Below are 23,925 nucleotides of genomic sequence, written 5' to 3' on the forward strand. Positions count from 1 at the left end.
ACACGCAGGAATCGTTAAACTTATGGCTTTAGTTTACCATGCTGTTTAGAAACTGACGACGGTCTGAATAAAGGAACTCATTGTGGCCAGAAAGCGTGCAGGAAAGACCCGCCCCTTTCAAACAACCGGCGACTACCGCATTATCGGCGGACAATGGCGCGGCCGACGCTTGCCCATAGCCGACAGTCCCGGACTAAGGCCAACCACGGACCGTGTGCGTGAAACCCTGTTTAACTGGCTGCAGTGGGATATTGTCGACACTAAGGTATTGGATTTATTTGCTGGCAGTGGCAGCTTAGGGTTTGAAGCAGCGTCACGGGGGGCAACCCAGGTTACGCTTATCGAGTCTGAGAATAAAGTCAGCAAACAATTACAAGACAATACGTCACTGTTGCACGCTAAGGGTATGGAAGTCGTTACTGCGAATGCTCTCGATTGGCTGAAAAAGCCCAGCGACAGCCGCTATGATATTGTGTTTATTGATCCACCATTTCGTCAGGGGCTCGCTACGTCAGCTATAACTCTGCTCAATGAGCATTCATGGTTGGCGCCCGACAATCAGGTTTATTTGGAAACCGAAAAAGACTATGAATTGGAATTGCCCGCAGGTTGGCAGCTTTTAAAAGAGAAGACACATGGGCAAGTGTGTTTTCGTTTACTGACAAAGGACATCGCATGAAAGTTATCATTATTGCCGGCAAAGTTGTGTTTGCCGTAATTTGGCTAGGTTTGTTTGCTATTTTAGGCGGTGCTACTGGTGAGCTGAGTAGTCAGTCCATAGGGCTTTTAAGTGTATTGCTGGCGGTTCTGGTGATTATGCACTTGCTGCTTCTGGGCGTATTCGTTGGCACTATGAAGCAGCATTTACCGTGGAAAAAAGGCGACAGTTGGCAAATTCTTGCGTTTGGTATTTTCGCCTGGTTGTCTATTCTTCAGCGTCCAAAGCAAGACCAAGGTTAGACACCCCCTCGTCACTGAGCATCATTTTTAGTTGTTTCACTAGCGCGCTATTTACTGCAGGCTGTTGCTCCAGAAAATTGAGCATGGCCTGCTGAATGGCAATTTCGTACTCCATCAGCTCGTGGTTATCGACGTGCTCTTTTAAATGCTCAGTACCAATATCTTCAGCGTCGTTCAGCTCGATAAATTTCGCCACACTCGCCTGGGATATTTTTGCAACGTCCAGCAAATTGGCTGCGTTATCGTCCAGTAGGCCCTGGAGTAAGGTACTTATTGCCGTGCAGGCGTCCATCGCTGGGTACACGCCCAACATGTCATGCCCATGCTCACTCGGGGTTTGTTCGTCGACCTTTTCCTGCCAACGAGCAAAGTTCACTTTGGTTTTCTTCGGGTTTACTACCCAGTCCCAGCACGCATTGAGCGAGCCGTGCAGCGGTTTACTGTCACCAAAGCCTGTGAGGTGGTGGAAAAAGTCATAGTTGGGCACCATGCGCTCGCACAAATAAAGCGCCAGAACAATTTGCTGATCACGAGGCAGCTCGCGAATACGTTGGAACGTATTAAGTTGACTCACGTTGAAACTCCGAAAGTGCGGTCGCTGAAGCGTTTAGGTTGCGAAGATTTGGCTGTCGTCATTAAAGGTTTTGAACTCCAGCGCATTACCGCAGTAATCGTAGAAGAACATAGTACCCTGCTCGCCGGGTTTACCTTTAAAACGAATATAAGGTTCGATAACAAACTCGATACCCGCAGCTTTAACTCGCTCAGCCAATGCTTCCCAGTCGTTGCGCAATAGTACCACGCCAAAGTGAGGAACGGGAACTGAATGACCGTCAACGCCGCTGTGGTTTTTCATGCCTGCAACGTCGGGTGCTACGTGAGTGACAAATTGGTGACCGAAGAAGTTCCAGTCTATCCAGTCGTCGCTGCTGCGGCCCTGTGGAAGCCCAAGCACATCGCCGTAAAACTCTCGGGCATTGTCCAACGAACTAACAGGAATGGCTAAATGAAAAGGTCGTACGTTGGTAGTGTCTGACATACTGCTAACTTGCCTTACCGGTTAGTGACTGAGTTTTGCCGCCGCAACTGTATCGGGAGACCGGCGCCACATTCTGACACCAATCGACAATACCAGTAGCGCCCAATTTAATGGTGGAATGAAACCGGCGGTAAGCACGGCAAGTAAATTCCACAAAGGCTTCTTCTGGTGTTGGCCCACTAATACGTAAAACAACAATGCGGCTACGAGTCCCTGGAGTACCATTAGGCTCAATAGCATAAGTCTTTCCTTCTCGTTATGTATGTAACGCTTTTTGCGTTTTTCTTATTTATTGCCGACGTTTTTCCGGCTGAGATAACTCTACTGAATTATGACGAAAGTGTAAAATTTTGTATAAATTGTTGAATTAAAAAGCAAAAAACCGGCTCGATAGCCGGTTTTATTTATTAAACGTTATACTTTTAATCGTTGGTGGCGATTAAAATGCGTTGAGCGCCTTGTCTAAATCGGCTTTCAGATCATCCAGATCTTCAATACCAACTGATACGCGAACAAAGTTATCTAAAATGCCTAACTTCTCGCGGTTTTCTTTCGGCACTGACGCATGCGTCATAATAGCCGGGTGCTCAATTAACGACTCGACACCGCCTAAGCTTTCCGCTAATGCGAACACTTCTACCGACTCCAGGAATTTGCGCGCAGATTCTAAATCGCCTTTCAGCAAAATAGAAATCATGCCGCCAAAACCCTGCATTTGCTTTTTAGCCAGCTCATGCTGCGGGTGGCTCTCCAGTCCCGGATAAATGACTTTTTCCACTTTCGGGTGTTGCTCAAGCCACTTGGCCAGTTCCATTGCCGCTTCGTTGTGGTGACGCATACGCAAGGCCAGTGTTTTCACGCCTCGCAACGCTAAGTACGAGTCAAACGGACCGGCAATAGCACCTGCAGAGTTCTGTAAGAACAGCATGCGCTCAACCAGGTCGTCATTGTCGCCAACAACCGCGATACCGCCGACCATATCAGAGTGACCGTTAAGGTATTTGGTAGCCGAGTGCATCACCATATCTGCGCCCATTTCCAGCGGACGCTGGTTAAACGGAGTCGCGAAGGTGTTATCCACCACCACAATAATATCCGGATTCTTTTTCTTAGCCAGCTTCACAATGGCTTCAATATCGACCAACTTCAGCATGGGGTTGCTTGGCGTTTCCACCCAAATCATGCGGGTGTTGTCCTGAATGCTGGCTTCCACTGCGCTTAAGTCGGCTAAGTCGACATAAGAGAACTTCAGACCAGCAGAGCGTCCGCGCACTTTATCGAATAAACGGAAGCTGCCGCCGTACAAGTCGTCCATTGCAACCACGTGGTCGCCACTGTCCAGCAGCTCAAGAATAGTCGAGGTTGCTGCCATACCTGAGGCAAAAGCCAGACCTTGCTTGCCACCTTCCAAAGAGGCAACAGAACGCTCCCAGGCAAAACGCGTTGGGTTATGTGAACGCGAATATTCAAAACCTTTATGCTGACCCGGGCTTTCCTGTGCGTAAGTTGAGCTGGTAAAAATTGGCGGCATAACCGCGCCTGTTACCGGCTCAGGAGACTGCCCACCATGAATGGCGCGCGTCGCGAATTTCATTGTTTTTTCATTTGCCATGATTCAGGTTCCTTAATTTACAGCAAGGGTTACAGCAAGTTTTGAGAACGCATCCAGTCGTCGTTGAACAGCTTGGACAAGTAACGGTTACCCGTATCGCAAGCTAGCGTTACAACGCGTTTAGGTTCGGTTTGTTGTTGGCAATAGCGCAGCGCCGCGGCAATTAAGTAGCCACTTGAAGAGCCCACCATAACACCTTCTTTTTCCAGTAATTTACGTGCGGTTGTCAGACCCTCTTTGTCCGATATAGCAAATGCCGTGTTCGCCAATTTGATGTCACAGATTTTCGGTACAAAGTCTTCACCGATGCCTTCTGCCAGCCAACTTCCTGCTTCCACTTCTTCGTTGCGGTTCACAAGCGGCTCCAGAATAGAGCCTTCCGGGTCAGCCAGTACCAGATCCACGTCACTGTTCTGCTCACGCAAATAACGGCCAATGCCAGTCAACGTGCCGCCCGAGCCGACACCACAAACAAAGGCGTCTAACTTGCCATCCATTTGCTGCCAAATTTCAGGACCGGTGGTTTTATAGTGAGCATCAACGTTTGCCGGGTTCTCAAACTGGTTCACATAGTAGTAACCGTTTTCTTCCGCCATGCGCGCTGCCATGTCCTGATAATATTCTGGGTGGCCTTTTTGCACGTCAGAGCGCGTTTGCACGACTTCGGCGCCCATCGCGCGCAGATTGTTGACTTTCTCCTGGCTCATTTTGTCGGGCATCACAATTTTTAACGGATAACCTTTGCTGGCCGCTACCAGCGCCAACCCAAGTCCGGTATTGCCAGCCGTCGCTTCGATGATGGTATCGCCGGCTTTTAATTTACCGTCGCGCTCAGCAGCGTTAATCATCTCCACCGCGATACGATCTTTTATCGAGCCACCCGGGTTTTGTAGCTCTAATTTTAAATACAACTCACACGGGCCGGTGTCTAAATTATTCACACGCACTAGTGGCGTGTTGCCAATCATTTCCAAAACGTTATCGAAAACTTTCATATGCGGTCGCTTTTTTATTAAGTGTCTGTTTGAATTGTACTCATTATCCCTATACTTGGCTTGCATAACAACCACAGGCTTAGAATGCTTTGCTTGAGGTTATAACGAATAGACTAATGGAGAGACAGAGTGAAGCGCCTCGATTTACGCAGTGATACCGTAACCCAGCCGACATCCGCAATGCGGGAGGCTATGGCCAATGCCCCGGTTGGTGACGATGTCTATGGAGAAGATCCGTCTATCAATGCACTCGAACAACGGGTTGCTGAAATGCTGGGCAAAGAATCCGCGTTACTCTGCGCCTCGGGAACACAAAGTAACTTATGTGGTTTGCTGGCACACTGCCGTAACGGCGAAGAATATATTGTTGGTCAGGAGTACCATACTTATCGCTATGAGGGCGGCGGCGCTGCCGTTGTCGGCGGTATCGTGCCGCAACCACTCGAAGTACAGGCAACGGGAACGCTGGATCTAGACTTATTAGTTAGTCGCATCAAACCCGACGACCCGCACTTTCCAATCACGCGGTTATTGGCATTTGAGAATACCCATGCCGGTCAGGTCATCGACCAGGACTACTTGAATAAGGCGCGCCGCATCGCTGATCAACATGGCTTGTCGATGCACTTAGACGGCGCTCGCTTGGTTAACGCAGTGGTAGCGTCCGATCGTAGCTTTAGTGAACTTGCTGCGCCATTCGATAGTGTCTCAATCTGTTGTTCTAAAGGTCTTGGTGCACCAGTTGGGTCGCTACTGGTCGGATCGAACGCATTGATAGCAAAGGCAAGACGCTGGCGCAAAATGTTGGGCGGAGGTATGCGTCAGGCGGGCGTTATCGCAGCTGCTATTGACCATGCGCTGGATAATCACATTGAACGTATTAAGGTCGACCATGATAATGCTGCCTGGCTTGCGGCAGCTCTCGCGGAAATTGGCCAGGCTCACGACTTTTCGGTGCGGCCGGTGCAAACCAACATGGTTTATCTTGATTTGCCCTCTGCAGAAGTCGGCGCTTCATTACAACGCTATATGGCCGCAGAAAATATCATTGTGCCGGCCGGCAAGACGCTGCGATTAGTAACACATATGGATGTCGAACGCGCCGAACTAGAAAAATTCGTGACACATTTGCAAAAATTTTACGCAAACAATTAGGTCAAGCACGCTGCTATTTGCTAAGCTAATTGAGTGAATAGCCATTGTAGCTATTGCCAAAGAGGAATTAACAACATGAGTTACGCAAATAAAACCCTAATTGCATCTGTGGGCGCTGCTATGGCGCTGGGTGCATCCTTACCCGCAACCAGTGCGGAAAATCCTTTTGCTTCCACAGAGTTAACCTCCGGCTATGCGTTTACCGCACAGCAAGAGGGTAAGTGTGGCGAAGGCAAGTGCGGTGAAGCCATGATGTCCGACAAAGCAAAAGAAAAAATGGCGGAAAAAGCCAAAGAAGGAAAATGCGGCGAAGGTAAGTGCGGTGAAGCCATGATGTCTGACAAAGCAAAAGAAAAAATGGCGGAAAAAGCCAAAGAAGGAAAATGCGGTGAAGGCAAGTGCGGTGAAGCCATGATGGCTGACAAAGCAAAGGAAAAAATGTCAGATAAAGCCAAAGAAGCAAAAGAGAAGTCCAAAGAAGGCAAGTGCGGTGCCGCTTAACAGCGATACTGTTGGTTTAGGCTATCGTCGTTCGATGTATCAGGAGCTGATCCAGTGTGATCAGTTCCCCTTCGACTTTCTCGAGATTGCGCCCGAAAACTGGATGAACAGTGGACCGCGCTTACAACACCAATTAAGGGCGCTACGTGAGCGCGTGCCGTTCACTACGCATGGCCTATCGTTATCTATCGGCGGTTTCGCGCCGCTCGATCTTCCTTTTTTGAGGCGCCTGAAAGCCTTTCTGGATGATTACGACATAGAACTGTATTCCGAACACTTAAGCTACTGTTCGGACGAGGGGCATTTGTACGACCTTATGCCAATCCCGTTTACAGCCGATGCAATCGGACACGTGAGCGAGCGTATCCGCACCGTCAGCGACGTATTGGAACGCCCTTTGGTGCTTGAAAATGTCTCTTTTTATGCGATGCCCGACGGAGATATGAACGAGCTTGAGTTTATTAATGCGGTATTGGCTGAAGCCGACTGTGATTTGTTGCTAGACGTAAACAATGTGTATGTTAACAGCATCAACCATTGCTATGACCCGGTTCAGTTTATTACTGGACTGCCCGCTGAACGGATACGCTATATGCATATTGCCGGACACTATCAGCAGCAAGCGGATTTAATTATAGATACCCATGGCGCCGATGTTATCGATCCGGTCTGGCAATTATTAAAGACCAGTTATCAATACGCTGGATGTCATCCGACGTTGCTTGAGCGCGATTTTAATATTCCATCGCTTGATACGCTTAGCAACGAACTTGCAACTATTCGCAAGACGCAGGCAACGCAGCATGCCATCGTTTCGTAATATCCAGCAACAGTTTACTGCCGCGGTCAGAAACCCAAGTGACCATAACACGCTTGGTATTGAACCACGACGGATGAGCGTGTACCAGGAACTGGTTTTTAATAATCTCATCAATTTTACCCGGTCCGCTTTTCCAGTCGCATGCTCAATTATGAGTAGTGATTGGTGGCAGCATGCTGTGCGCCAGTTTCTAATTCACCACCGCAGCCAGTCCCCTTATTTTAATGAGATTGCCGCCGAGTTTTTGTCTTTTCTAAGAGAAAGTGACGCAGTTACCACCACCGAGCCCGACTTTCTGCTCGAACTGATGCATTACGAATGGGTAGAGTTGGCACTAGACAACATTCCACAAGATACCTTAGCGGTGCGACAACAGCTTAGCGATGACCTTGTTAATGGTAAACCGGTGTTATCCGACGCCGCCTGGCTGTTAAGTTACGAATACCCGGTGCATGAGATCAGTATTGAACGGCAGCCCACTTTGCAGGAAAAAAAGGATACACTGGTACTGGTTTATCGTAAGCCTGATCTGAGCATCGGTTTTCGTCTCATGACCCCCATATTTGGTCTGCTTTGGCAGCAATTACAGCAAAAAGACATTAGTTCAGGGCAGGATGCCATCGAGCAATTGGCCATGCAGCTTGGTATAAACGCTGATACCAGCTTCCATCACCACGCACAGCAAGCGCTACAGGAACTGTTCGAATGGGGCGCCATTTTGGGTGCTCATAACGAACGCACTTGATCAATTAGCTGATCCAATGCTCTATAGCCCATCGCTTCGGCTAAATGAGGTTTTTGCACCTTTTTCTGATTATCCAGATCGGCAATACTGCGTGCCAACCGCAATGTTCGGTGATACGCCCGGTGCGACAGTTTTAGTTTTTCAATCGCAGTGATAAGAAACTCGTGGTCAGCGTCAGTTAGCATACAATGAGACACAACTTCGCTTGCTTTTAGCTCGCTGTTAAGACATCCCTGGCGTCGATATTGCTGCTGCCTTGCTGCAATAACCCGTTGCTTCATTTGTTCGCTAGTCTCTCCCGTAACCTGAGTTCCATCTAACCGCAGGCTCGATGTTTCGCGGGGTACCGCCACCTGAATGTCGATACGATCTAACAATGGACCCGACAGCTTATTTAGGTATTTGAGAATTTGGTCGGGTGTAGAGCGGCAATTAGCTAACGAGCCATCGAACTGACCACAGGGGGAAGGGTTCAATGCGCAAACAAGTTGGAAGTTTGCGGGGAATTTAACGTTATGACCCGCACGACTAATCGTAATTTCACCGCTTTCCAATGGTTCGCGCAGACAATCCAATACGTGCCTGCTAAACTCGGGTAATTCGTCAAGGAAAAGCAGCGACCGATTCGCTAATGATATTTCTCCGGGGCGAACAGAATTACCGGTACCCCCACCCACTAAAGCAGCCGCAGTGCACGTATGGTGTGGGCTTCTCACTTCACGCTGAGTTAATGCCTCTGTCCCGTGGTAGTCAAAAGACACCGATTTAACCGCGGCTATTTCCATCGCCTCTTTCTCAGTCAATGACGGCAATAGGCCACTCAAGCGCTGCGCCAGCATGGTTTTGCCCGTGCCTGGCGGACCCACAAATAACAAATGGTGCTTACCCGCAGCGGACAATAACAAAGCCCGTTTTGCCTGCTCCTGCCCGACTACATCGGCTAAATCGCCTTCATTACTTTCCGCCTGACACGCCCAGTCTACTGGTTTGGACTCTCGAAGCGGCTGATGTTCATGTAAATGTTCGTACACACTGACCAAGTCTGCCGCTAACCAACTTTTTTGGTCTCGAACTAGCCCCGCCTCCTGCTGGTTAGCTATAGGCACAAACGCCTCGCGTTTTTTCTCGCGACAGGCTAACAAAGCAGGAATGAGTCCATTCACAGCACGTAGTTCGCCTGTTAACGCTAGCTCCCCGTAAAACTCTGCTTCTTCTAAAATGGTATCGGGTATTTGCCCCGAAGCCGCCAATATACCCACGGCTATAGCTAAGTCATACCGGGCACCGGTTTTCGGAATATCTGCAGGTGCTAAATTAACCGTAATACGCGTGGCCGGCGGGTATTCAAACCCCGCATTCATCAAGGCGGTTTTAACCCGGTCGCGCGCTTCCTTAACCGTGGTTGCAGGCATGCCAACCATAGTAAACCCAGGCATCCCCCGGGCAAGATCCACTTCAACCCGAATTTCCGGCGCATGAATACCTATCAGTGCCCTCGTATAGACTCGCGCTAACGCCATGTGTCTCTCCCTGACTAAACAACGGCGTTACTATAAGTACAAGCTGCGTTGCTGTCTGTAAGCCAAGACCGCCAAGCGTTGACCGACATCGCGCCTTTCCTCTCTTGATTTTACCCCCACTTCTGTCATCATCTTGCCCTAATTAAGAACAAACCGAATAACCAAAGGTCACCAACAACATGTTCCACCAACTGAATCAACAGTGTCGAAAAGGTCGGTATATAGCACCATTGCTATTGCTGGTATTTGCACTGTGTTGGGGACAAAACTTCGGTTGGCTGGAAGGCTGCCCTAAGCATCAGGGCGCGCCAGCGGCTGAACAGCTTGCCGGAAGCCATGCGGATTCAGGCACAAAACACGAAAATGCCAAAGCCGACTGCGACAAGACAACGCATTTATTACAGCAATTTCAGTCCGACATAACCTACGCGGCACTGTCTTTCTTTGTTCTTCTGACTTTGGCGCTGAGGACCACTGTAAACAAACAGCTCGCGCCGCCACTTTTTCTCTTTCCCTGTAAAAGGCGACCCCACGCCGTATTTTGTTGTTTTATGGAGTAGCGCTTCCATCGGGTTTTCATCGTTGGAATACTAACTTCAGGAGTAATGTATGAATAAAATTTTACCGTTGTGGCTGCTATCGCTTATTGCTGCGTTGCTGCTTTACAGCGCGCAAAGCCTCGCAGAAACGCCGTCTACCGGTTGGCTGAGTCATGAAGATCATCCGCCGGTATCGGTGAAGCTGGAACTGACCGGCCACTATGAGGCTGAGCGCAACCTACTACCCGCCCTGCTGCATGTTGAGCTGGATGAGGGCTGGAAAACCTACTGGCGCTCGCCGGGGGAAGGCGGCATACCGCCAACCTTTGACTGGTCCGAGTCATCCAATATTAACGATATTGAATGGCGCTGGCCGGTGCCCTCGCGCTACAGCATTCAGGGTATTGATACCGTTGGGTATCAGGGGTCGTTGACCTTTCCGTTAATGATACAGCTAAGCCCGGATGCCAGGCAGGCGCAAATTAGCGGTACTTTGACTATGTCGTCCTGTACCACCGTTTGTGTGTTAACGGACTACCCAATTGACTTGCACGTTGACCTGGACACCCTGACCGTCGACAGTGATCGTGCCTTCGCCTTTAATCCGGCCATGGGCAAGGTGCCTCGGGAGTACGACAGCAATAACGTGAAGCAGGCTATTTGGTCCGACGCCAACCAGCGCGTTCAATTGACCATAGAGCGTGACAGCGGCTGGCAAGAACCTCAACTGTTTATACACAGCAACAACGAAGCTCTGGCCGACGCAGAGTTTTCATCACCGAATATTCAGGTGGAAGGAAATACGCTCACGGCGAATATTGATGTTAGCCACTGGCTGGATCTGCCGGATCTTAGCGGCGCTGAGCTCATAGCAACGGTTAGTGATGAAAAGTTTGCCGCCGAATATAAGATCGAGCTAACCGCAGGCACCATTGCTAATAATGCACCGCCACTGTGGGGCATTCTACTTATGGCGTTAGCGGGTGGGCTTATTTTGAACATTATGCCCTGTGTGTTGCCGGTATTGGGCCTGAAAGTTCAAAGCCTGATGTTGTCTGGTGCACATGAGCCGAAGGTCGTGCGTAAGCAGTTTTTTGCGTCGTCACTGGGTATTATCAGCTCGTTTCTGATCATTGCCCTGGGGCTTATGGCATTGCGCTGGTCAGGCGGTTCTGTCGGCTGGGGTATTCAATTTCAGAACCCTTACTTCATTGCCGCATTAGTCGCTATTACCTGGGTATTTGCCCTGAACTTAATGGGCGCCTTTGAGTTTAAATTGCCGTCGTCTTTGAGTACCAGTGCCGCAACCGCTGGCGATAACAGCTACAAAGGGCACTTCCTGCAAGGCATGCTGGCCACCGTATTGGCAACACCTTGTACAGCGCCTTTTTTAGGCACCGCAGTGGCCTTTGCATTAGCTGCTGAGTCATCGGTTATTCTGCTGATTTTTACCGCGCTTGGGGTTGGTATGGCGCTGCCCTGGTTACTTATAGCCGTGTTCCCGAAAACCGCCAAGTTACTGCCCAAACCCGGTCGCTGGATGCAGTGGGTAAAACCCGTTTTCGCCATTATGATGCTGGCAACCACGGTCTGGCTAACAACCTTGCTGAAAAACTTTATCAGCAACGAGCTATTCCTGGTGCTAACCGTCGGTTTATCAGTTCTGACATTGGTGATTATTGGTAAAGTGCATGGCCGCAAAGCTCTGTTTTTATCCATTGGTGGCTTTTTGGTATTAGCTGCCGTTGTCGGTACGACGTTAATTCTTACCGCGGACCGTTGGGTCAACAAACTACCACAGGACCACCAATGGCAGCCACTAACCCAGCAGCGTATTGATGAAGCCGTTGCCAGTGGCCAAACCGTGTTTGTGGATGTGACCGCAGACTGGTGTGTGACCTGCCAGGCCAATAAAGTGGGCGTATTACTGCAAGACCCGGTATTTACAGCCTTAGGTCAGAAACATGTCACCCGCCTGCGCGGCGATTGGACCAAAGCCAACGAGAACATCACGCAATACTTAAAGGCCAACAATACCTTTGGTGTGCCCTTTAACAAAGTCTACGGACCCGGCGCTCCGGACGGTATAACCCTGCCCGTAGTGCTCAGTAAAGACAACGTCATGGACGCGCTGGAGGATGCTCGTGAGCAATAGCAAAACTAAGCCGTCGTGGGCAAAGCGGCTACGAACCGCAGCGCTTTATATTGTCCTGTTCTCGGTTGTCGCTTTCGTAGTTGATGCCTTTCGTAATAGTGACGTGCCGGAGTCTGTTCCGGCGGAGCTATCGTCACTAACGGACATAAACGGCGAGCAATACAACTTACGCGAGATGAGCAAGGACAGCCCGGTTGTGCTGTATTTCTGGGCAACCTGGTGCCCTGTTTGCCCGGCGGTCTCGCCGACGGTTGATTACATTGGCAACCACTACCCGACCATTAGCGTGGCATTGCGCTCCGGCGACAACGACAAACTCACGCGCTACGCGCAGGCGAAAGGGTATGAATTTCCTATTGTTAACGACAACCTCAACCGCGTATCAAACGGCTGGCAGGTATCTGCCACGCCAACCATCATCATTATTGAAAACGGTGACATTGTTTCAGCGACAACCGGAGTCACAACGCCTCCGGGTTTGTTTATTCGCCTTTGGTTTCACCAGTTTTTTTGAAGTAACTCATTTTTAAGTAGGAAAGTTGTATGAATTTTATCTATAAAACGTTTTTCATCGTTGCTTTTATCTTTAGCAGCAACGTATTTGCGCAAGATTTAAACCCACAACAAGAAGAAGACTTGGAGAAAGTCGAACAGCTATTGCGTGAAAACCCGCAGCTAATTCCAAACATTCACCGAGGCTTACAGCGCTTTTTAGAACAGCAAAGTGAGCAAAAAAACGCCTTCGCTAACCATCAGGAGTGGCTGTATCAGTCGGCGGCACATCCAATTTTAGGTGACCAAGATGCGCCGCATAAAATAATTGTGTTTACCGATTACAACTGTCCGTTTTGCAAAAAGTTAGAGCCCGGCCTGCATAAGCTGGTTGAGGAATACCCGTCTATTCAGGTTGTGAACATTTTTGTGCCTTTACGCCAACAACAGGTTGATGGGCTCAAAACCAATTCCGCACTTTATGGGCTGAATCTGTGGCGCAATGACCCTAAGGCATTCTTTGAAGCCCACAACTTAATGATGAAAAAGTCAGGCATGCACACCGCCGATTCACTGCAAAGCGTTGCGCAAGTCACGGGTACCGAGGCCTTTTTGTCACCGTCCAGCGAAAGCGAAGCGGTTATTCGCAAAAATATGTCGGCGTTTCGCGACTTGGGCTTTCGCGGCACACCGACCATTATCATTGGTCAGCAGGTAACGCCCGGTTACATCCCTTATGACAAGCTGGAAGAAATAGCGACAACACAATTCGATCTGAATTAATCAGTGTCATTTTATCACCAGCCTATTGTGAAACCTCAAGGATAAAGGGTTAACCATCTGAAGTTAACTCTGCTATAATTCATGCGCATAGTTAATGCGCATGAATTATGCATTTTTAATAACAGGTGATAAAATGACTGCTTACAAAACCGTTTCTGCTTCAAAGAAGCCGACAAATGTCAGTATTAACGCTGAACTTCTGGCAAAAGCAAAATCGCTTGATATCAATTTATCGGCGACACTTGAGTCTGCATTGAAGGAACAAATTCGTTTGAAAGAACAAGCGCATTGGCTGAAGGAAAACTCTGACGCAATGGAAGCGTATAATCAATTTGTAGAGCGCAACGGAACATTCAGCGAGAGCGTGCGAAAATTCTGATGGCTCAATTCACCGTCTACGCCAATAACAATACAGCGACACGCACAACCTACCCCTATCTTATTGATGTGCAGAGCGATCTGCTGTCAGCCTTATCGACAACCTTAGTTATACCTTTGATACCCACTGCGCTGGCTGAATCCTTTCAACTCACCCAGTTAAACCCGGATGTTACCGTTGAGGGAAAGACATTCGCATTGATGACACAAGATATGGCGAGTATTTCTAAAACTCAGCTCACTAACACAGTCGATGATCTATCCCACGACAGAGATAAAATCACCGCGGCTATTGATCTGCTCTTTTTTGGAATATAACGAAGACTAGCTTTACCAATAGTTTTCCGAAGTCACGTTACCAGGCTTGCGCCGGGTGTTTTTGGCAAGCCCCAATTCAGCCAGCGCGGCGCGTGACTCTTTTATCATGTCAGGGTTACCACAAAGCATGACTTGTGCGCTGATGTCTAACGGCGTGTTGAGAGCATCGCTTAATTGGCCAGAGCTAATCAGTTCAGGAATACGTGCAGATAGAGCTCCGGGAATATTTTCACGAGTAATCACCGGCTGATAACCCAGCTGACCTGGGTATTCTTGTTGCCACTGCTCTATTTGCCCCTGATAAACCAGGTCTTCCGCCACGCGTACGCCGTGCACCAGGTTAATGCGTTTAAATCGTTCCCACGGCTTTTCGGTTCTTAGCATAGAAATAAACGGGCCAATGCCGGTTCCCGTAGAAAGCATCCACAAGCTGTCGCCGTCCGGCACTTCGTCCAGCGTGAAAAAACCACCTGCGGGCTGAGTTATGTCCACGCTGTCACCCGGCTGTAACTGAGCTAACTTAGTGCTGAGCTCGCCGTCTTCCACTTCGGCTATGACAAAATCCAGTATGGCTTCGCCCGGCGCGCTGGCCAGCGAGTAGGCACGCAATAGCTGCTCGCCACCCACATTCAGGCCTAAACGGACAAACTGCCCTGCCTTAAAGTCAAACGGCTCGGCCACAACTCTCAAACTGAAAACGCCAGAACTCCAACGGTAATTCTCGACAACTTTTCCACTAATCCATTGGATCATACGTCTGACTTAGTCCTTGTTTTGGTTCTTGGTCGCTTCCAGCTCTTTTTCTAACAGTTCAACACGCTCACGTAAGCGCAGTAACATTTGTTGCTGTACATCCAGCTCTTCGCGGGTGACTAAATCCAGCTTAGATAGCTGTGACTGCAGGGTTTGTTTAACACGTTGCTCCATATTACCGGCCAGTTCTTTAACACCGGCTGGCATGCTGTCGTTAATTTGGCGAGCAATATTCTCTATTGTTTTGTTATCCATAAGTCTCTCTTTGTGTAAATCGTTGCTTATTCGTTTAGCTTAGCAGGAGATTCAGGTAAAATCCGAGCTTCTTATCGGCTTTTTCACGAATCAGGAACTCTACGGCGCCCATGCTGAACGATCGCCAGAACCAGGCTGTACATTATATTCAGGGTCCTTTATTGGTACTGGCCGGGGCCGGTAGCGGTAAAACCCGGGTGATTACCGAGAAAATTGCCTACCTTATTCGTCAACAAATTTACACGGCACGCCAAATTGGCGCGGTAACCTTTACCAATAAAGCCGCCAAAGAAATGAAAGAGCGTATTGCGCAAACCTTGCCGAAAACCCAATTGCGCGGTTTAACCGTGTGTACCTTTCATACTCTGGGGCTGAATATTATCCGGCGCGAACTCAGCACTCTGGGGTTTAAGCCCGGCTTTTCCTTATTCGACGACCAGGACACCTTTGCCCTGCTGAATGCCTTAACTGAAGATGTATTTGAGGGCGACAAAGCGCTGATTCAAGCCTGTCAGCACCAGATAGGCCACTGGAAAAACGCCATGCTCTCGCCCGAGCAGGCCTTAGAAAAAGCCGGAAACGATCAGGAGAATGCCTTCGCGCAGGTTTATCAGCAATACCAGAATAACCTGAGCGCCTGTAATGCCGTCGACTTTGATGACCTGATTCGTCTGCCGACGCAATTGCTGGCAACCAATGAAAACGCCCGCGCGCGCTGGCAGAAAAAGTTTCAGTACCTATTGGTGGACGAGTATCAGGATACTAACACCAGTCAGTACCAGCTGGTTAAATTACTGGTGGGCGAGCGTGCCCGTTTTACCGTGGTGGGTGACGACGACCAGTCCATTTACTCCTGGCGCGGTGCGCAGCCGAAGAACCTGGCACTGTTAAAGCAGGACTTTCCGCAGCTGGAAGTGGTGAAGTTGGAGCAGAATTACCGGTCCCACGGACGCATTCTGAAGGCGGCGAACATCCTCATTGAAAATAACCCACACGTCTTTGAGAAAAAGCTGTTTTCTGAGATGGAATACGGTGAACCGCTGAGTGTTATCTTTGGCCGAAATGAAGAGCACGAAGCAGAGCGCGTGGTGGCCGAGATTGTGAAGCACCGTTTTTTACGTAAAACGCCGTATCACCATTTTGCCATTTTATACCGGGGTAACCATCAGTCGCGCCTGTTTGAAAAAGCTCTGATGAACAACCGCATTCCGTACAAAATAACCGGCGGTCAGTCATTCTTTGCCCGTGCAGAAGTCAAAGACATTATGGCTTACCTTCGGTTGCTGGTGAACCCCACCGACGATACGGCGTTTTTGCGGATCATTAATACCCCGCGCCGTGGCATTGGTCCGCAAACCGTGGAGCGTATTGGGCGTTTGTCACAGGAGCTCGGTTGTAGCTTATTTGAGGCCTGCCAGTCACCGCATTTAAAAACGCAGCTCAGCACCGGCATTTTTCAGCATGTGGACGTGTTCCGTAATATGATAGATACCCTCGCCCGTCAGGCTGATCATCAAGAAAGTGCAGGAGATGCCGTACGACAACTGCTGAGCGATATCGGCTATGAGGACTGGTTGTTTGAACAAAGTCCCAGTGCCAAAGCCGCTGAGATGCGCGTTAAAAACGTCTATGAGCTGCATCGCTGGGTATCCGATATGCTAAAAGGCGATGCCGAACATGAGCCTATGGAACTGGACCAGGTCGTCAGCCGCTTGTCACTGCGCGATATGATGTCCCGCAACGAAGACGACGAGCAGTTTGAGCAGGTGCAGTTAATGACTCTGCATGCGTCCAAAGGTCTGGAGTTTCCTTACGTGTTTTTGGTGGGCATGGAAGAAGGCTTACTGCCGCATCAAAGCAGCATTGATGAAAACAATATTGAAGAAGAGCGTCGGCTTGCTTACGTGGGCATAACACGGGCACAGCATAAGTTAGTCTTCACTATGGCCAAAGAGCGCCGTCAGTTTGGGGAGAAGCTTGAGCCGCAGCCCAGTCGGTTCTTGTTAGAACTGCCTCAGGATGACTTAGAGTGGGAACACCGCAAGCAGAAAACCGATGAAGAGCGGGAAGAGCAAAGAAGTCAGGGGCTGGAAATGCTAAAGAATGCGCTGAAGAAGTCTTAAGCGCAGACGAAGTTACTGCCGTCGTCTTTTTTCAGTTCCACTTCATAGTTAGCATTAATATAACTGCCCTGGCCTATGACAACCCCCTGTTCTTCGACATCCTGCTTTTGACCTTCGGTTTCTAAGCCGTCAGCATAAACCTGAATATCAAGCTCGTGGCAAAGCGTCACAATATGTTTAAGCATGGCCTGCGCACGCGAATTGCTACCCAGGCGTGCTATGTAGTGATGGTCCAGTTTTAAAATACTGAACGGGAAGTTATATAAGAACTGTAATGGCCCTGAGCCGCTGCCAAAGTTATCTATTGCCAACGTAAAGCCAAACTCGGATAAACGCCTCAGGCTGGCCAACACACGGCGACCGTCCTGCACTAATGAGGTTTCATCAAACTCCAACGCCACCTGCTCTGGTTTAACACCGTTATCCAGAACAATGTTAACCAGCTCGTTCAAATGACTTGTTTTAAGCAAATGACGCACGGACAAATTCACATGCAGCAAAACGTCTTGCGGAAGACCTTTGTTCGCAACCCACTGACACGCGGTTTTGAGTGCATAACGGTCGAGCTTCACAATAAGCCCGGTGCGCTCTGCAAGCGGTAGCAGTTCACTGCTGTCGAATGAATAACGCGGGTCTTGCCACTCAATACGCGCTTCAATACCTCTGACCTCGCCTGTATCGATTTGCATAATAGGCTGATAATTTACCGCAAAGTCTTGCTCAACTTTCGCATGTCGCAACGCCGTTTCTTTTCTGACGCTATCCACCAGAGACTCGTGCATACTGTCATCGAATAGCACATAGCGACCACGTCCCATGCCTTTCGCCTGATACATCGCCGCATCGGCGTCACGCAGCAGACGCTCTGCTGAGTCTGTTTTCTCAAGGCACTCGGCAATACCAATGCTTGCGCCCGAGTAATGCTCTTGTCCGTTCAGTTGGAATGGTTCATTCATTTGTTGAATGATGCGTTTAGCAACGTCTTTTGCGTCCTCAATAGAGGTAATGGTATCCAGCAGAATAACGAACTCATCTCCGCCTAAACGAGCGACCATGTCGTTATCTCTCACACAGCTACCAATACGCTTACTGACTTCCAACAGGAATTCGTCACCCGCTGAGTGGCCCAGGGTATCGTTGATGTTTTTAAAGCGATCTAAGTCGACAAACAACACCGCAAAATGATGCTCCGGGTGTCGTCGTTTGTGCGTAACGGCTTGCTTTAAGCGTTCATTAAATAAAATCCGATTCGGCAACCCAGTCAAGTTGTCATGGTGCGCAGCGTGGAACAGGTTTGACTCGGTTTTCTTGCGTCGTTCAATTTCCGAGACTAGCTCTTCGGTGCGCTCTGCGACTTTCTTTTCAAGGAATTGGTTTACGCGTTGTATTTCTTCGGCTGAGCGCTTGCGGTCAATCGCCACCGCAACATGTTGCGATACGAAGTTCAGCAGCTCCAGGTCATCACTTTGGTACAAGAACTCACCATCGTAGGTTTGGACCGCTATAACACCAAACACTTGGCCGTTCATCATCAGCGGGCTGCCCAGCCACTGCTTGGCGAGTTTCATGCCGCCAAAACCTAGCTCTATCTCATTGGTTTTAAGCAACTGCTGACGTTTGCCTGAATCAATAAAAGCAGGTTCCCGCTTTTTAATGACGTACTCGGTTAAGCCTTTACCCACCCGCCTTTTCTCTGCTTTATTACCGGTTTCATCGACGTGGTAAGGGAAGTGAATAAATTTCTTATCGTCAGACAGTAGCGCAACATAGAAGTTGTCAGCATGAATAAGCTTACCAATTTGTCGGTGCAGCTGCCGGTAAAACGCACCCATGTCGTCTGACGTATTGGTTAACTCCGAAATGGCAAAAAGTACCGAGGTCTGCTGCTCCGCGCGTTCGCGAATGGTAATTTCGCTCATCAGACTTTCGTTGACATGGCGTAGCTCAGCCGTTTGATGCTCAATTTCACTTTGCATTAAGTCGCGTTGCTTCAAACGTTCGAGCGCATTAACAACGTGCTGAGACACGAACATTAACAAGTCCTCGTCCGCACTGTCATAACGCACGTCTTCGTTGTAGCTTTGCACAACCATAATGCCGATGGTGGCTTCACCATGTTTAAGCGGTACACCCAGCCAGTCTTTATGCTCCGCACCGAGCCCTTCAATTTCACCTTGTTCAATTAAACGCTGATAGACCTCTGGCGGGCAGCGCAGTGACTGACCTTTCCTTAGCACATAACCAGTTAGGCCTTTGCTTAGCTGGTCAATAGGTACTTGTTCAAACAGGGTGTCCTGGTCCACTTCATCGACAAAGTAAACAAAGTCGACAGTTTCGTCTTTCGCGTCATACAAACTGATGTAGAAATTACGCGCATACATCAGCTCGCCAATAATTTCATGCAGGGAACGGTAGAAGTTATCCATCTCGCGCGCAGACGCCGCCAGTTCCGAAATACGAAACAGCGCCTTTTGAACCACTTCAGCGGATCGGTATTTTTGGGTCAGGCCTTTAAGCCTATCAATGACCCTTTGTAAGCGCTCATTTTCAGTCTGTAATTGCTGAATTTGCGCGTTACTTACCTTTCCTTTTGTCATTTCTGCTTACCTTTAAGCACGACTCTCCCTGCCAAGTACACTTAATCAACAGATGTTAACTTTTTTAACAGGTAGGTAGTATAGACAGTGGTCAGACGTTTGGAAAGATTTTGCGAAAAAATTTGAATATTCAGAGAAAAAATAATAGGAGATCACGTCAATTGACGTTAAAAAAGGTCGCAACAAGCGACCTTTTATGACATTTACAATAGAATTTTTGACTTAGATATCTTTCGTCATGTAGTCAATTGCGGCCTGAATTTCTTCTTCAGAGCAGTCACTGCAAGTGCCTTTGGGCGGCATCGCATTAAAACCTTCAACTGCATGCTTCAATACAGTATCCATACCCTGAGCCAGACGCTCTTCCCAGTCTGCTGCATTGTTAATTTTCGGTGCACCCATAACACCACTGGTATGACAGGCAGTACAGAACTTATCATACACCTGCTGACCTGAGCGCGGGCCACTGCTTTCTTCCGCAGCACTGCTCTCACCAGCCACATAATGTTTACCAATAGGCTTAATGCGCTCAGCGATAGCTTCACGAGACATGTCGTCTTGCACTGACGCTGCGCTTACAGACAGCGTAAAAAACAAAGACAAAGTACCTAAAACACTTTTAACAAAGAATGAATTCATAACTCTCACTGGTTTCTCCTAAAATGGCTGGTGTTCTTGCACGCCCAGTTAGTGGATGCGATTATAACCACAAATGCGCAAAGGATAAACACTTGGCTGAAATTGCCCGAAAAATTGCTCTTCTTGACTTGGATGCTTTCTTCGCATCTGCGGAAGAATTGCGTAACCCAAAGCTTAAGAATCGGCCTTTTGCGGTCGGTGGTGGCGGCGAGCGCGGTGTGGTTGCCACAGCTAATTACCTGGCACGTCAATACGGCGTTCGCAGTGCCATGCCCGGCAGTCAGGCACGAAAACTTTGCCCGCAACTGACCTTCGTCAAACCCGACGGCAGTTATTACCGCGAACTATCCAACCAAGTACTGGACGTTCTTTATGAAGTCACTCACCGAGTAGAGCCCGCATCTATTGATGAATTCTACCTCGACCTGACCCATAACGAACTTTATCGGGGAAGTGCGACACTAACTATGAACGCCGTGAGAGAGCGTATTCGTTCGCTAGGAATAACCGGCTCGGCAGGCATCTCCAATCAAAAAATGGTCGCAAAAATCGCTAGTGAAGAACGCAAACCGGATGGTCAGTTTGTCGTACCTCCTGACGACGTATTCGGCTACATAGCCAAACTCAACCTCAAGCAAATACCCGGCGTTGGCCCTAAGAGTCAGCAAGTACTTACTAACTATGGCTTAATGACAGGTAAGGACATTCAAAACATAGAACTGCGACAACTTCAGGAGATACTGGGCGAAAAAGCGGGTTATGTTTTGTTTGAGCGCTGCCATGGTCGCGACAAGCGGGAAGTAGTTACTGAACGTATCCGCAAAAGCGTTGGTGTGGAGCAGACATTAACGTCTGACATGAAGCTAGAGTCCACCGCACAAACTTACGTTCAGGAAAACTTACTGCCAAAACTTCGTGAACGCATGAAAGTAAAACACTGGCGAGAACAACCCATACGAAGCCAGACGCTAAAACTGAAGTTCTCAGACTTTACTCAAACGACAGTATCAAGAAGCACTCAGTTTGTGTCACCCAGTTTGTTTTATGAGTTGCTGAGCGAAGCCTGGCAACGGGGTAAAAGGAAAGGGGTAAGGCTGTTAGGGATCAGTGCTGCATTACCTGATCCCAGTGAACAGCTGCAACTTGAGCTCGAGCTCGATTAGTCGTCTTTAACGGTAATGGTGATTTTCTTAGACACTACCGCAGGGTCGTGTGGTACGTGGTTTTTGTCACCCAGGATAAGTTGCAAAGTATGCTCGCCCGGCTCCAAAGTCACCATAGTTTCTGTTTGGCCGCCACCAAAGTGGATAACGTCACCACCCATAGGTTTGTCCATAGCTGGCAGTTCGTCTTTATCGATTAATAAATGGTGATGCCCGGTATGCTTAACATCAACACCCGCTGGAGCAACGCCCATACCGTTCAAGCCAAATTTCACTTTAAAGGTTTCGCCAACCACTTCACCGTCTTGGGGTGAAATAATATAAGCCTGTGCATTCGCTGACGCTTCCGTTCTTTCCATCTGAGCAGCTTCAGCGGTTGCCAGTACCGGCGTACCTATAAGCGCAACTGCGCCAATCATCCAAGCCTTATTCATATAAAACTCCGTTATTTGAGATGTATCAATTCAGTTTAAACTGTGTCACCAATTCTTCCAAGCGTTCAAATGCACGGCTTAACTCGCCACACGCTTGCTGGGTATTATCCAGATTAGCAACACTTTGCTCGTTCATACTACTGATATCCATAATGTCTTTATCGAGCGTTTGGATCACTGAGGTTTGCTGCTCTGTTGCAGACGCAACCGAATGGTTGACCTCGTCAATTTGCGAAATAATGGCATCAATTTCGCTCATGTGCTCAGCAGACTCCTCAGCACTTTGTACGCAAGCGTCACTAATTTCACGACTTTCTTCAATGACGCTGACTGCTGACTTAGTGCCCTGCCGCACTTCCTCAATCATGTTTTCAACTTCGGCCGCCGAATCAGAGGTGCGCTGGGCTAAGTTACGAACTTCATCGGCGACAACAGCGAAGCCACGACCGGCTTCACCGGCTCGCGCAGCTTCAATCGCGGCGTTAAGTGCCAGCAAGTTTGTTTGCTCGGTAATGCCTTTAATCACTTCAATAATCTGACCAATGTTTTGCGTGTCTTCGTCGAGTTTCCCAATCGCCTGCCCTGATGCGTCCATTCGTTCAGACAAGTGCTGAATTTGCTGACGATTGTGTTGCAACGCCTGTTGAGCCGCAGTGGTTTTTTCACTACCGGTGCTAGCCTGCGCAGACGCCTTCGCCGCACTGTCGGCAATTTCAGTTGCACTCGCGCCAAGCTCGTTGATGGCCGTAGCCACAGAGTTCGCTTTGTTCGCTTGCTCATGACCTATGTGCATCGAATCGTCGCTGGCCTTAGTCATACTCTGAATGTTTTGCTCAACCTGCTTCGCAGCGTTTGTCACTTCTTGTAAGGCATTTTGAATACGCTCAATAAACTCATTCATCCGTTGTGAGACAACACCAAATTCGTCATCAGATTCCACTGGCAATCGCTGCGTTAAATCGCCTTCACCGCGGGCAATATCGGTTACCGCTTCATTCAGTCGGTTAAGTGGTTTTAGTAGCAGTCGTAATAGCCAGCTCATGGACACAACAACCGCGACAATACCCAGCACTAGATACACAATAGCTGTCCAACCAAAGGTAGACACATCGGCATAAGCTTTCGTGCGGTCAATGACGACTCCTAAATACCAGTCGACGCCTTGAATGCCTTTAATTTTATGGAAAGACACCAAGCTGTCCTGACCATCGACCTCGTATTCTTTAAAAGTCGGGGAAAACGACACCGAACTGTCTATGTAGTCATTCAGAGAAGTTTCTATGCGGTCATTGTTCGGATGAACCAGAATATTCCGGCTGTCGCTGACCAGAAACGCCTGTCCCATTCCCATGAAGTCAATGTCATTAATAATGGCGGAAATATCGTCCAGCATCATATCGCCACCGGCAACACCCACTAAACGACCATTGCGTTCCATTGGGACTACGGCAGTAATAGTAAGCTCATTAGTGGTTACATCAATATAGGGGGTAGTGTAAGTCGGCTGTCCCTCATCGACCGCCAGCTGATACCAGGGGCGTGTGCGGGCATCGTAGTCGTCAGGCAAGTCAATGTTGGTGTCATCGAGCAAGAAGGTCCCGTCAATTAACCCGTAATACACGTTTTTAAAATTGCCTGCCGCTTTTGACTGTTGCACACGCTCCAGTGCACGCTCGGTTGAATCAGCGGTTTTATAAGCATCGGCAGTGGCCTGCACGATACTCATGCGGTCGTTAAACCATTGTGAGATATTGTTCGACACCGAGTCCGACAATGCCTGCATTTGCTGCTGAAGCTCCGTCCGAGTTTGCGTCGACATTTGCAAAAAATTAGTCAAGGTAAAAATACCTAAGACCAACACCAGTATCGCCGATGCAGCGACAATGACTTTTTGAGTGAACTTCAGTTTCTTCAGCATGATTTTTAATCGCTTTTTATTATAAGTGTTG

26 protein-coding genes are annotated in these 23,925 nt (G+C 48.8%); 13 read left to right on the forward strand and 13 right to left on the reverse strand.

The window, feature by feature from the left end:
- The first annotated feature begins 82 nt into the window (after positions 1–82).
- Both rsmD and BLT32_RS05145 read left to right on the forward strand, forming a co-directional pair.
- Entirely contained in the window at positions 83–679 is a 597-nt protein-coding gene (gene rsmD, locus BLT32_RS05140; protein ID WP_200906799.1) for a 16S rRNA (guanine(966)-N(2))-methyltransferase RsmD, read from the forward strand.
- Entirely contained in the window at positions 676–960 is a 285-nt protein-coding gene (locus tag BLT32_RS05145) for a hypothetical protein (RefSeq protein WP_053953215.1), read from the forward strand. The genes rsmD and BLT32_RS05145 overlap by 4 nt, the downstream gene beginning before the upstream one ends.
- Here the strand turns inward: BLT32_RS05145 and BLT32_RS05150 are convergent.
- From BLT32_RS05150 to BLT32_RS05170, 5 genes are all read right to left on the reverse strand, one after another.
- Positions 926–1,534, reverse strand: coding sequence for a YjaG family protein (locus tag BLT32_RS05150; RefSeq protein WP_053953216.1), 609 nt, complete (start codon positions 1,532–1,534; stop codon positions 926–928). The genes BLT32_RS05145 and BLT32_RS05150 overlap by 35 nt on opposite strands.
- A gap of 33 nt (positions 1,535–1,567) precedes the next feature.
- Positions 1,568–1,999, reverse strand: a complete 432-nt coding sequence (locus tag BLT32_RS05155) for a VOC family protein (RefSeq protein ID WP_053953217.1) — start codon at positions 1,997–1,999, stop codon at positions 1,568–1,570.
- 21 nt (positions 2,000–2,020) lie between these two features.
- Complete coding sequence (locus BLT32_RS05160) at positions 2,021–2,239, reverse strand: hypothetical protein (RefSeq protein ID WP_053953218.1); 219 nt, start codon at positions 2,237–2,239, stop codon at positions 2,021–2,023.
- A gap of 199 nt (positions 2,240–2,438) precedes the next feature.
- Positions 2,439–3,611 (reverse strand): cystathionine gamma-synthase, encoded by a 1,173-nt coding sequence (locus tag BLT32_RS05165; protein ID WP_053953219.1) that lies wholly within the window; start codon positions 3,609–3,611, stop codon positions 2,439–2,441.
- Between the two features lie 29 nt (positions 3,612–3,640).
- A complete protein-coding gene (locus tag BLT32_RS05170) occupies positions 3,641–4,606 on the reverse strand; it encodes a cysteine synthase A (RefSeq protein WP_053953220.1) in 966 nt (321 codons plus the stop codon).
- Positions 4,607–4,786: 180 nt separating this feature from the next.
- Here BLT32_RS05170 and ltaE point away from each other — a divergent pair, with 180 nt between their 5' ends.
- The 4 genes from ltaE to BLT32_RS05190 all read left to right on the forward strand — a co-directional run bounded on the left by ltaE (position 4,787) and on the right by BLT32_RS05190 (position 7,827).
- A complete protein-coding gene (gene ltaE, locus BLT32_RS05175) occupies positions 4,787–5,761 on the forward strand; it encodes a low-specificity L-threonine aldolase (protein ID WP_053953258.1) in 975 nt (324 codons plus the stop codon).
- A gap of 75 nt (positions 5,762–5,836) precedes the next feature.
- Entirely contained in the window at positions 5,837–6,262 is a 426-nt protein-coding gene (locus tag BLT32_RS05180; RefSeq protein ID WP_053953221.1) for an HvfA family oxazolone/thioamide-modified RiPP metallophore, read from the forward strand.
- Positions 6,252–7,082 (forward strand): HvfB family MNIO-type RiPP peptide maturase, encoded by an 831-nt coding sequence (locus BLT32_RS05185; RefSeq protein ID WP_074668903.1) that lies wholly within the window; start codon positions 6,252–6,254, stop codon positions 7,080–7,082. The genes BLT32_RS05180 and BLT32_RS05185 overlap by 11 nt, the downstream gene beginning before the upstream one ends.
- Entirely contained in the window at positions 7,066–7,827 is a 762-nt protein-coding gene (locus BLT32_RS05190; protein ID WP_053953222.1) for an HvfC family RiPP maturation protein, read from the forward strand. Before BLT32_RS05185 ends, BLT32_RS05190 begins: the two co-directional genes overlap by 17 nt.
- Here BLT32_RS05190 and BLT32_RS05195 read toward each other — a convergent pair.
- A complete protein-coding gene (locus BLT32_RS05195) occupies positions 7,809–9,347 on the reverse strand; it encodes a YifB family Mg chelatase-like AAA ATPase (RefSeq protein ID WP_053953223.1) in 1,539 nt (512 codons plus the stop codon). The genes BLT32_RS05190 and BLT32_RS05195 overlap by 19 nt on opposite strands.
- Before the next feature lie 398 nt (positions 9,348–9,745).
- Positions 9,746–9,916 carry a hypothetical protein gene (locus BLT32_RS12910; RefSeq protein WP_176764945.1) on the reverse strand — a complete coding sequence of 57 codons (171 nt, stop codon included), beginning with the start codon at positions 9,914–9,916 and terminating at the stop codon, positions 9,746–9,748.
- Between the two features lie 40 nt (positions 9,917–9,956).
- On the opposite strand from BLT32_RS12910, the gene BLT32_RS05205 reads away from it, so the two are divergent.
- From BLT32_RS05205 to BLT32_RS05225, 5 genes are all read left to right on the forward strand, one after another.
- Positions 9,957–12,041, forward strand: coding sequence for a protein-disulfide reductase DsbD family protein (locus tag BLT32_RS05205; RefSeq protein ID WP_053953225.1), 2,085 nt, complete (start codon positions 9,957–9,959; stop codon positions 12,039–12,041).
- Complete coding sequence (locus BLT32_RS05210; protein ID WP_235443961.1) at positions 12,025–12,555, forward strand: protein disulfide oxidoreductase; 531 nt, start codon at positions 12,025–12,027, stop codon at positions 12,553–12,555. Before BLT32_RS05205 ends, BLT32_RS05210 begins: the two co-directional genes overlap by 17 nt.
- Before the next feature lie 29 nt (positions 12,556–12,584).
- Positions 12,585–13,316 carry a DsbA family protein gene (locus tag BLT32_RS05215; RefSeq protein ID WP_053953227.1) on the forward strand — a complete coding sequence of 244 codons (732 nt, stop codon included), beginning with the start codon at positions 12,585–12,587 and terminating at the stop codon, positions 13,314–13,316.
- A gap of 133 nt (positions 13,317–13,449) precedes the next feature.
- Positions 13,450–13,695 (forward strand): type II toxin-antitoxin system CcdA family antitoxin, encoded by a 246-nt coding sequence (locus tag BLT32_RS05220; RefSeq protein WP_053953260.1) that lies wholly within the window; start codon positions 13,450–13,452, stop codon positions 13,693–13,695.
- Entirely contained in the window at positions 13,695–14,012 is a 318-nt protein-coding gene (locus BLT32_RS05225; protein WP_053953228.1) for a CcdB family protein, read from the forward strand. Before BLT32_RS05220 ends, BLT32_RS05225 begins: the two co-directional genes overlap by 1 nt.
- A gap of 12 nt (positions 14,013–14,024) precedes the next feature.
- Here the strand turns inward: BLT32_RS05225 and BLT32_RS05230 are convergent, their stop codons facing one another.
- Together BLT32_RS05230 and BLT32_RS05235 are read right to left on the reverse strand one after the other, a co-directional pair.
- Positions 14,025–14,765, reverse strand: a complete 741-nt coding sequence (locus tag BLT32_RS05230) for a ferredoxin--NADP reductase (RefSeq protein WP_082343177.1) — start codon at positions 14,763–14,765, stop codon at positions 14,025–14,027.
- A 9-nt stretch (positions 14,766–14,774) separates the two neighbouring features.
- Complete coding sequence (locus tag BLT32_RS05235) at positions 14,775–15,020, reverse strand: accessory factor UbiK family protein (protein WP_011233471.1); 246 nt, start codon at positions 15,018–15,020, stop codon at positions 14,775–14,777.
- A gap of 110 nt (positions 15,021–15,130) precedes the next feature.
- On the opposite strand from BLT32_RS05235, the gene rep reads away from it, so the two are divergent.
- Positions 15,131–17,143, forward strand: a complete 2,013-nt coding sequence (rep, locus tag BLT32_RS05240) for a DNA helicase Rep (protein ID WP_053953229.1) — start codon at positions 15,131–15,133, stop codon at positions 17,141–17,143.
- On the opposite strand, the gene BLT32_RS05245 is transcribed toward rep, so the two are convergent.
- Together BLT32_RS05245 and BLT32_RS05250 are read right to left on the reverse strand one after the other, a co-directional pair.
- A complete protein-coding gene (locus BLT32_RS05245; protein WP_053953230.1) occupies positions 17,140–19,740 on the reverse strand; it encodes a sensor domain-containing phosphodiesterase in 2,601 nt (866 codons plus the stop codon). The genes rep and BLT32_RS05245 overlap by 4 nt on opposite strands.
- Positions 19,741–19,962: 222 nt before the next feature.
- Positions 19,963–20,388, reverse strand: coding sequence for a c-type cytochrome (locus BLT32_RS05250; protein WP_053953231.1), 426 nt, complete (start codon positions 20,386–20,388; stop codon positions 19,963–19,965).
- An 83-nt stretch (positions 20,389–20,471) separates the two neighbouring features.
- Between BLT32_RS05250 and dinB the strand changes: the two genes are divergently transcribed.
- A complete protein-coding gene (gene dinB / locus BLT32_RS05255; protein WP_053953232.1) occupies positions 20,472–21,542 on the forward strand; it encodes a DNA polymerase IV in 1,071 nt (356 codons plus the stop codon).
- Here the strand turns inward: dinB and BLT32_RS05260 are convergent.
- Together BLT32_RS05260 and BLT32_RS05265 are read right to left on the reverse strand one after the other, a co-directional pair.
- A complete protein-coding gene (locus BLT32_RS05260; RefSeq protein ID WP_053953233.1) occupies positions 21,539–21,976 on the reverse strand; it encodes a DUF4399 domain-containing protein in 438 nt (145 codons plus the stop codon). The genes dinB and BLT32_RS05260 overlap by 4 nt on opposite strands.
- Before the next feature lie 25 nt (positions 21,977–22,001).
- Positions 22,002–23,894, reverse strand: coding sequence for a methyl-accepting chemotaxis protein (locus BLT32_RS05265; protein ID WP_053953234.1), 1,893 nt, complete (start codon positions 23,892–23,894; stop codon positions 22,002–22,004).
- Positions 23,895–23,925: the final 31 nt, after the last annotated feature.

Source organism: Idiomarina zobellii (assembly GCF_900100855.1).
GTDB classification, from domain to species: domain Bacteria; phylum Pseudomonadota; class Gammaproteobacteria; order Enterobacterales; family Alteromonadaceae; genus Idiomarina; species Idiomarina zobellii.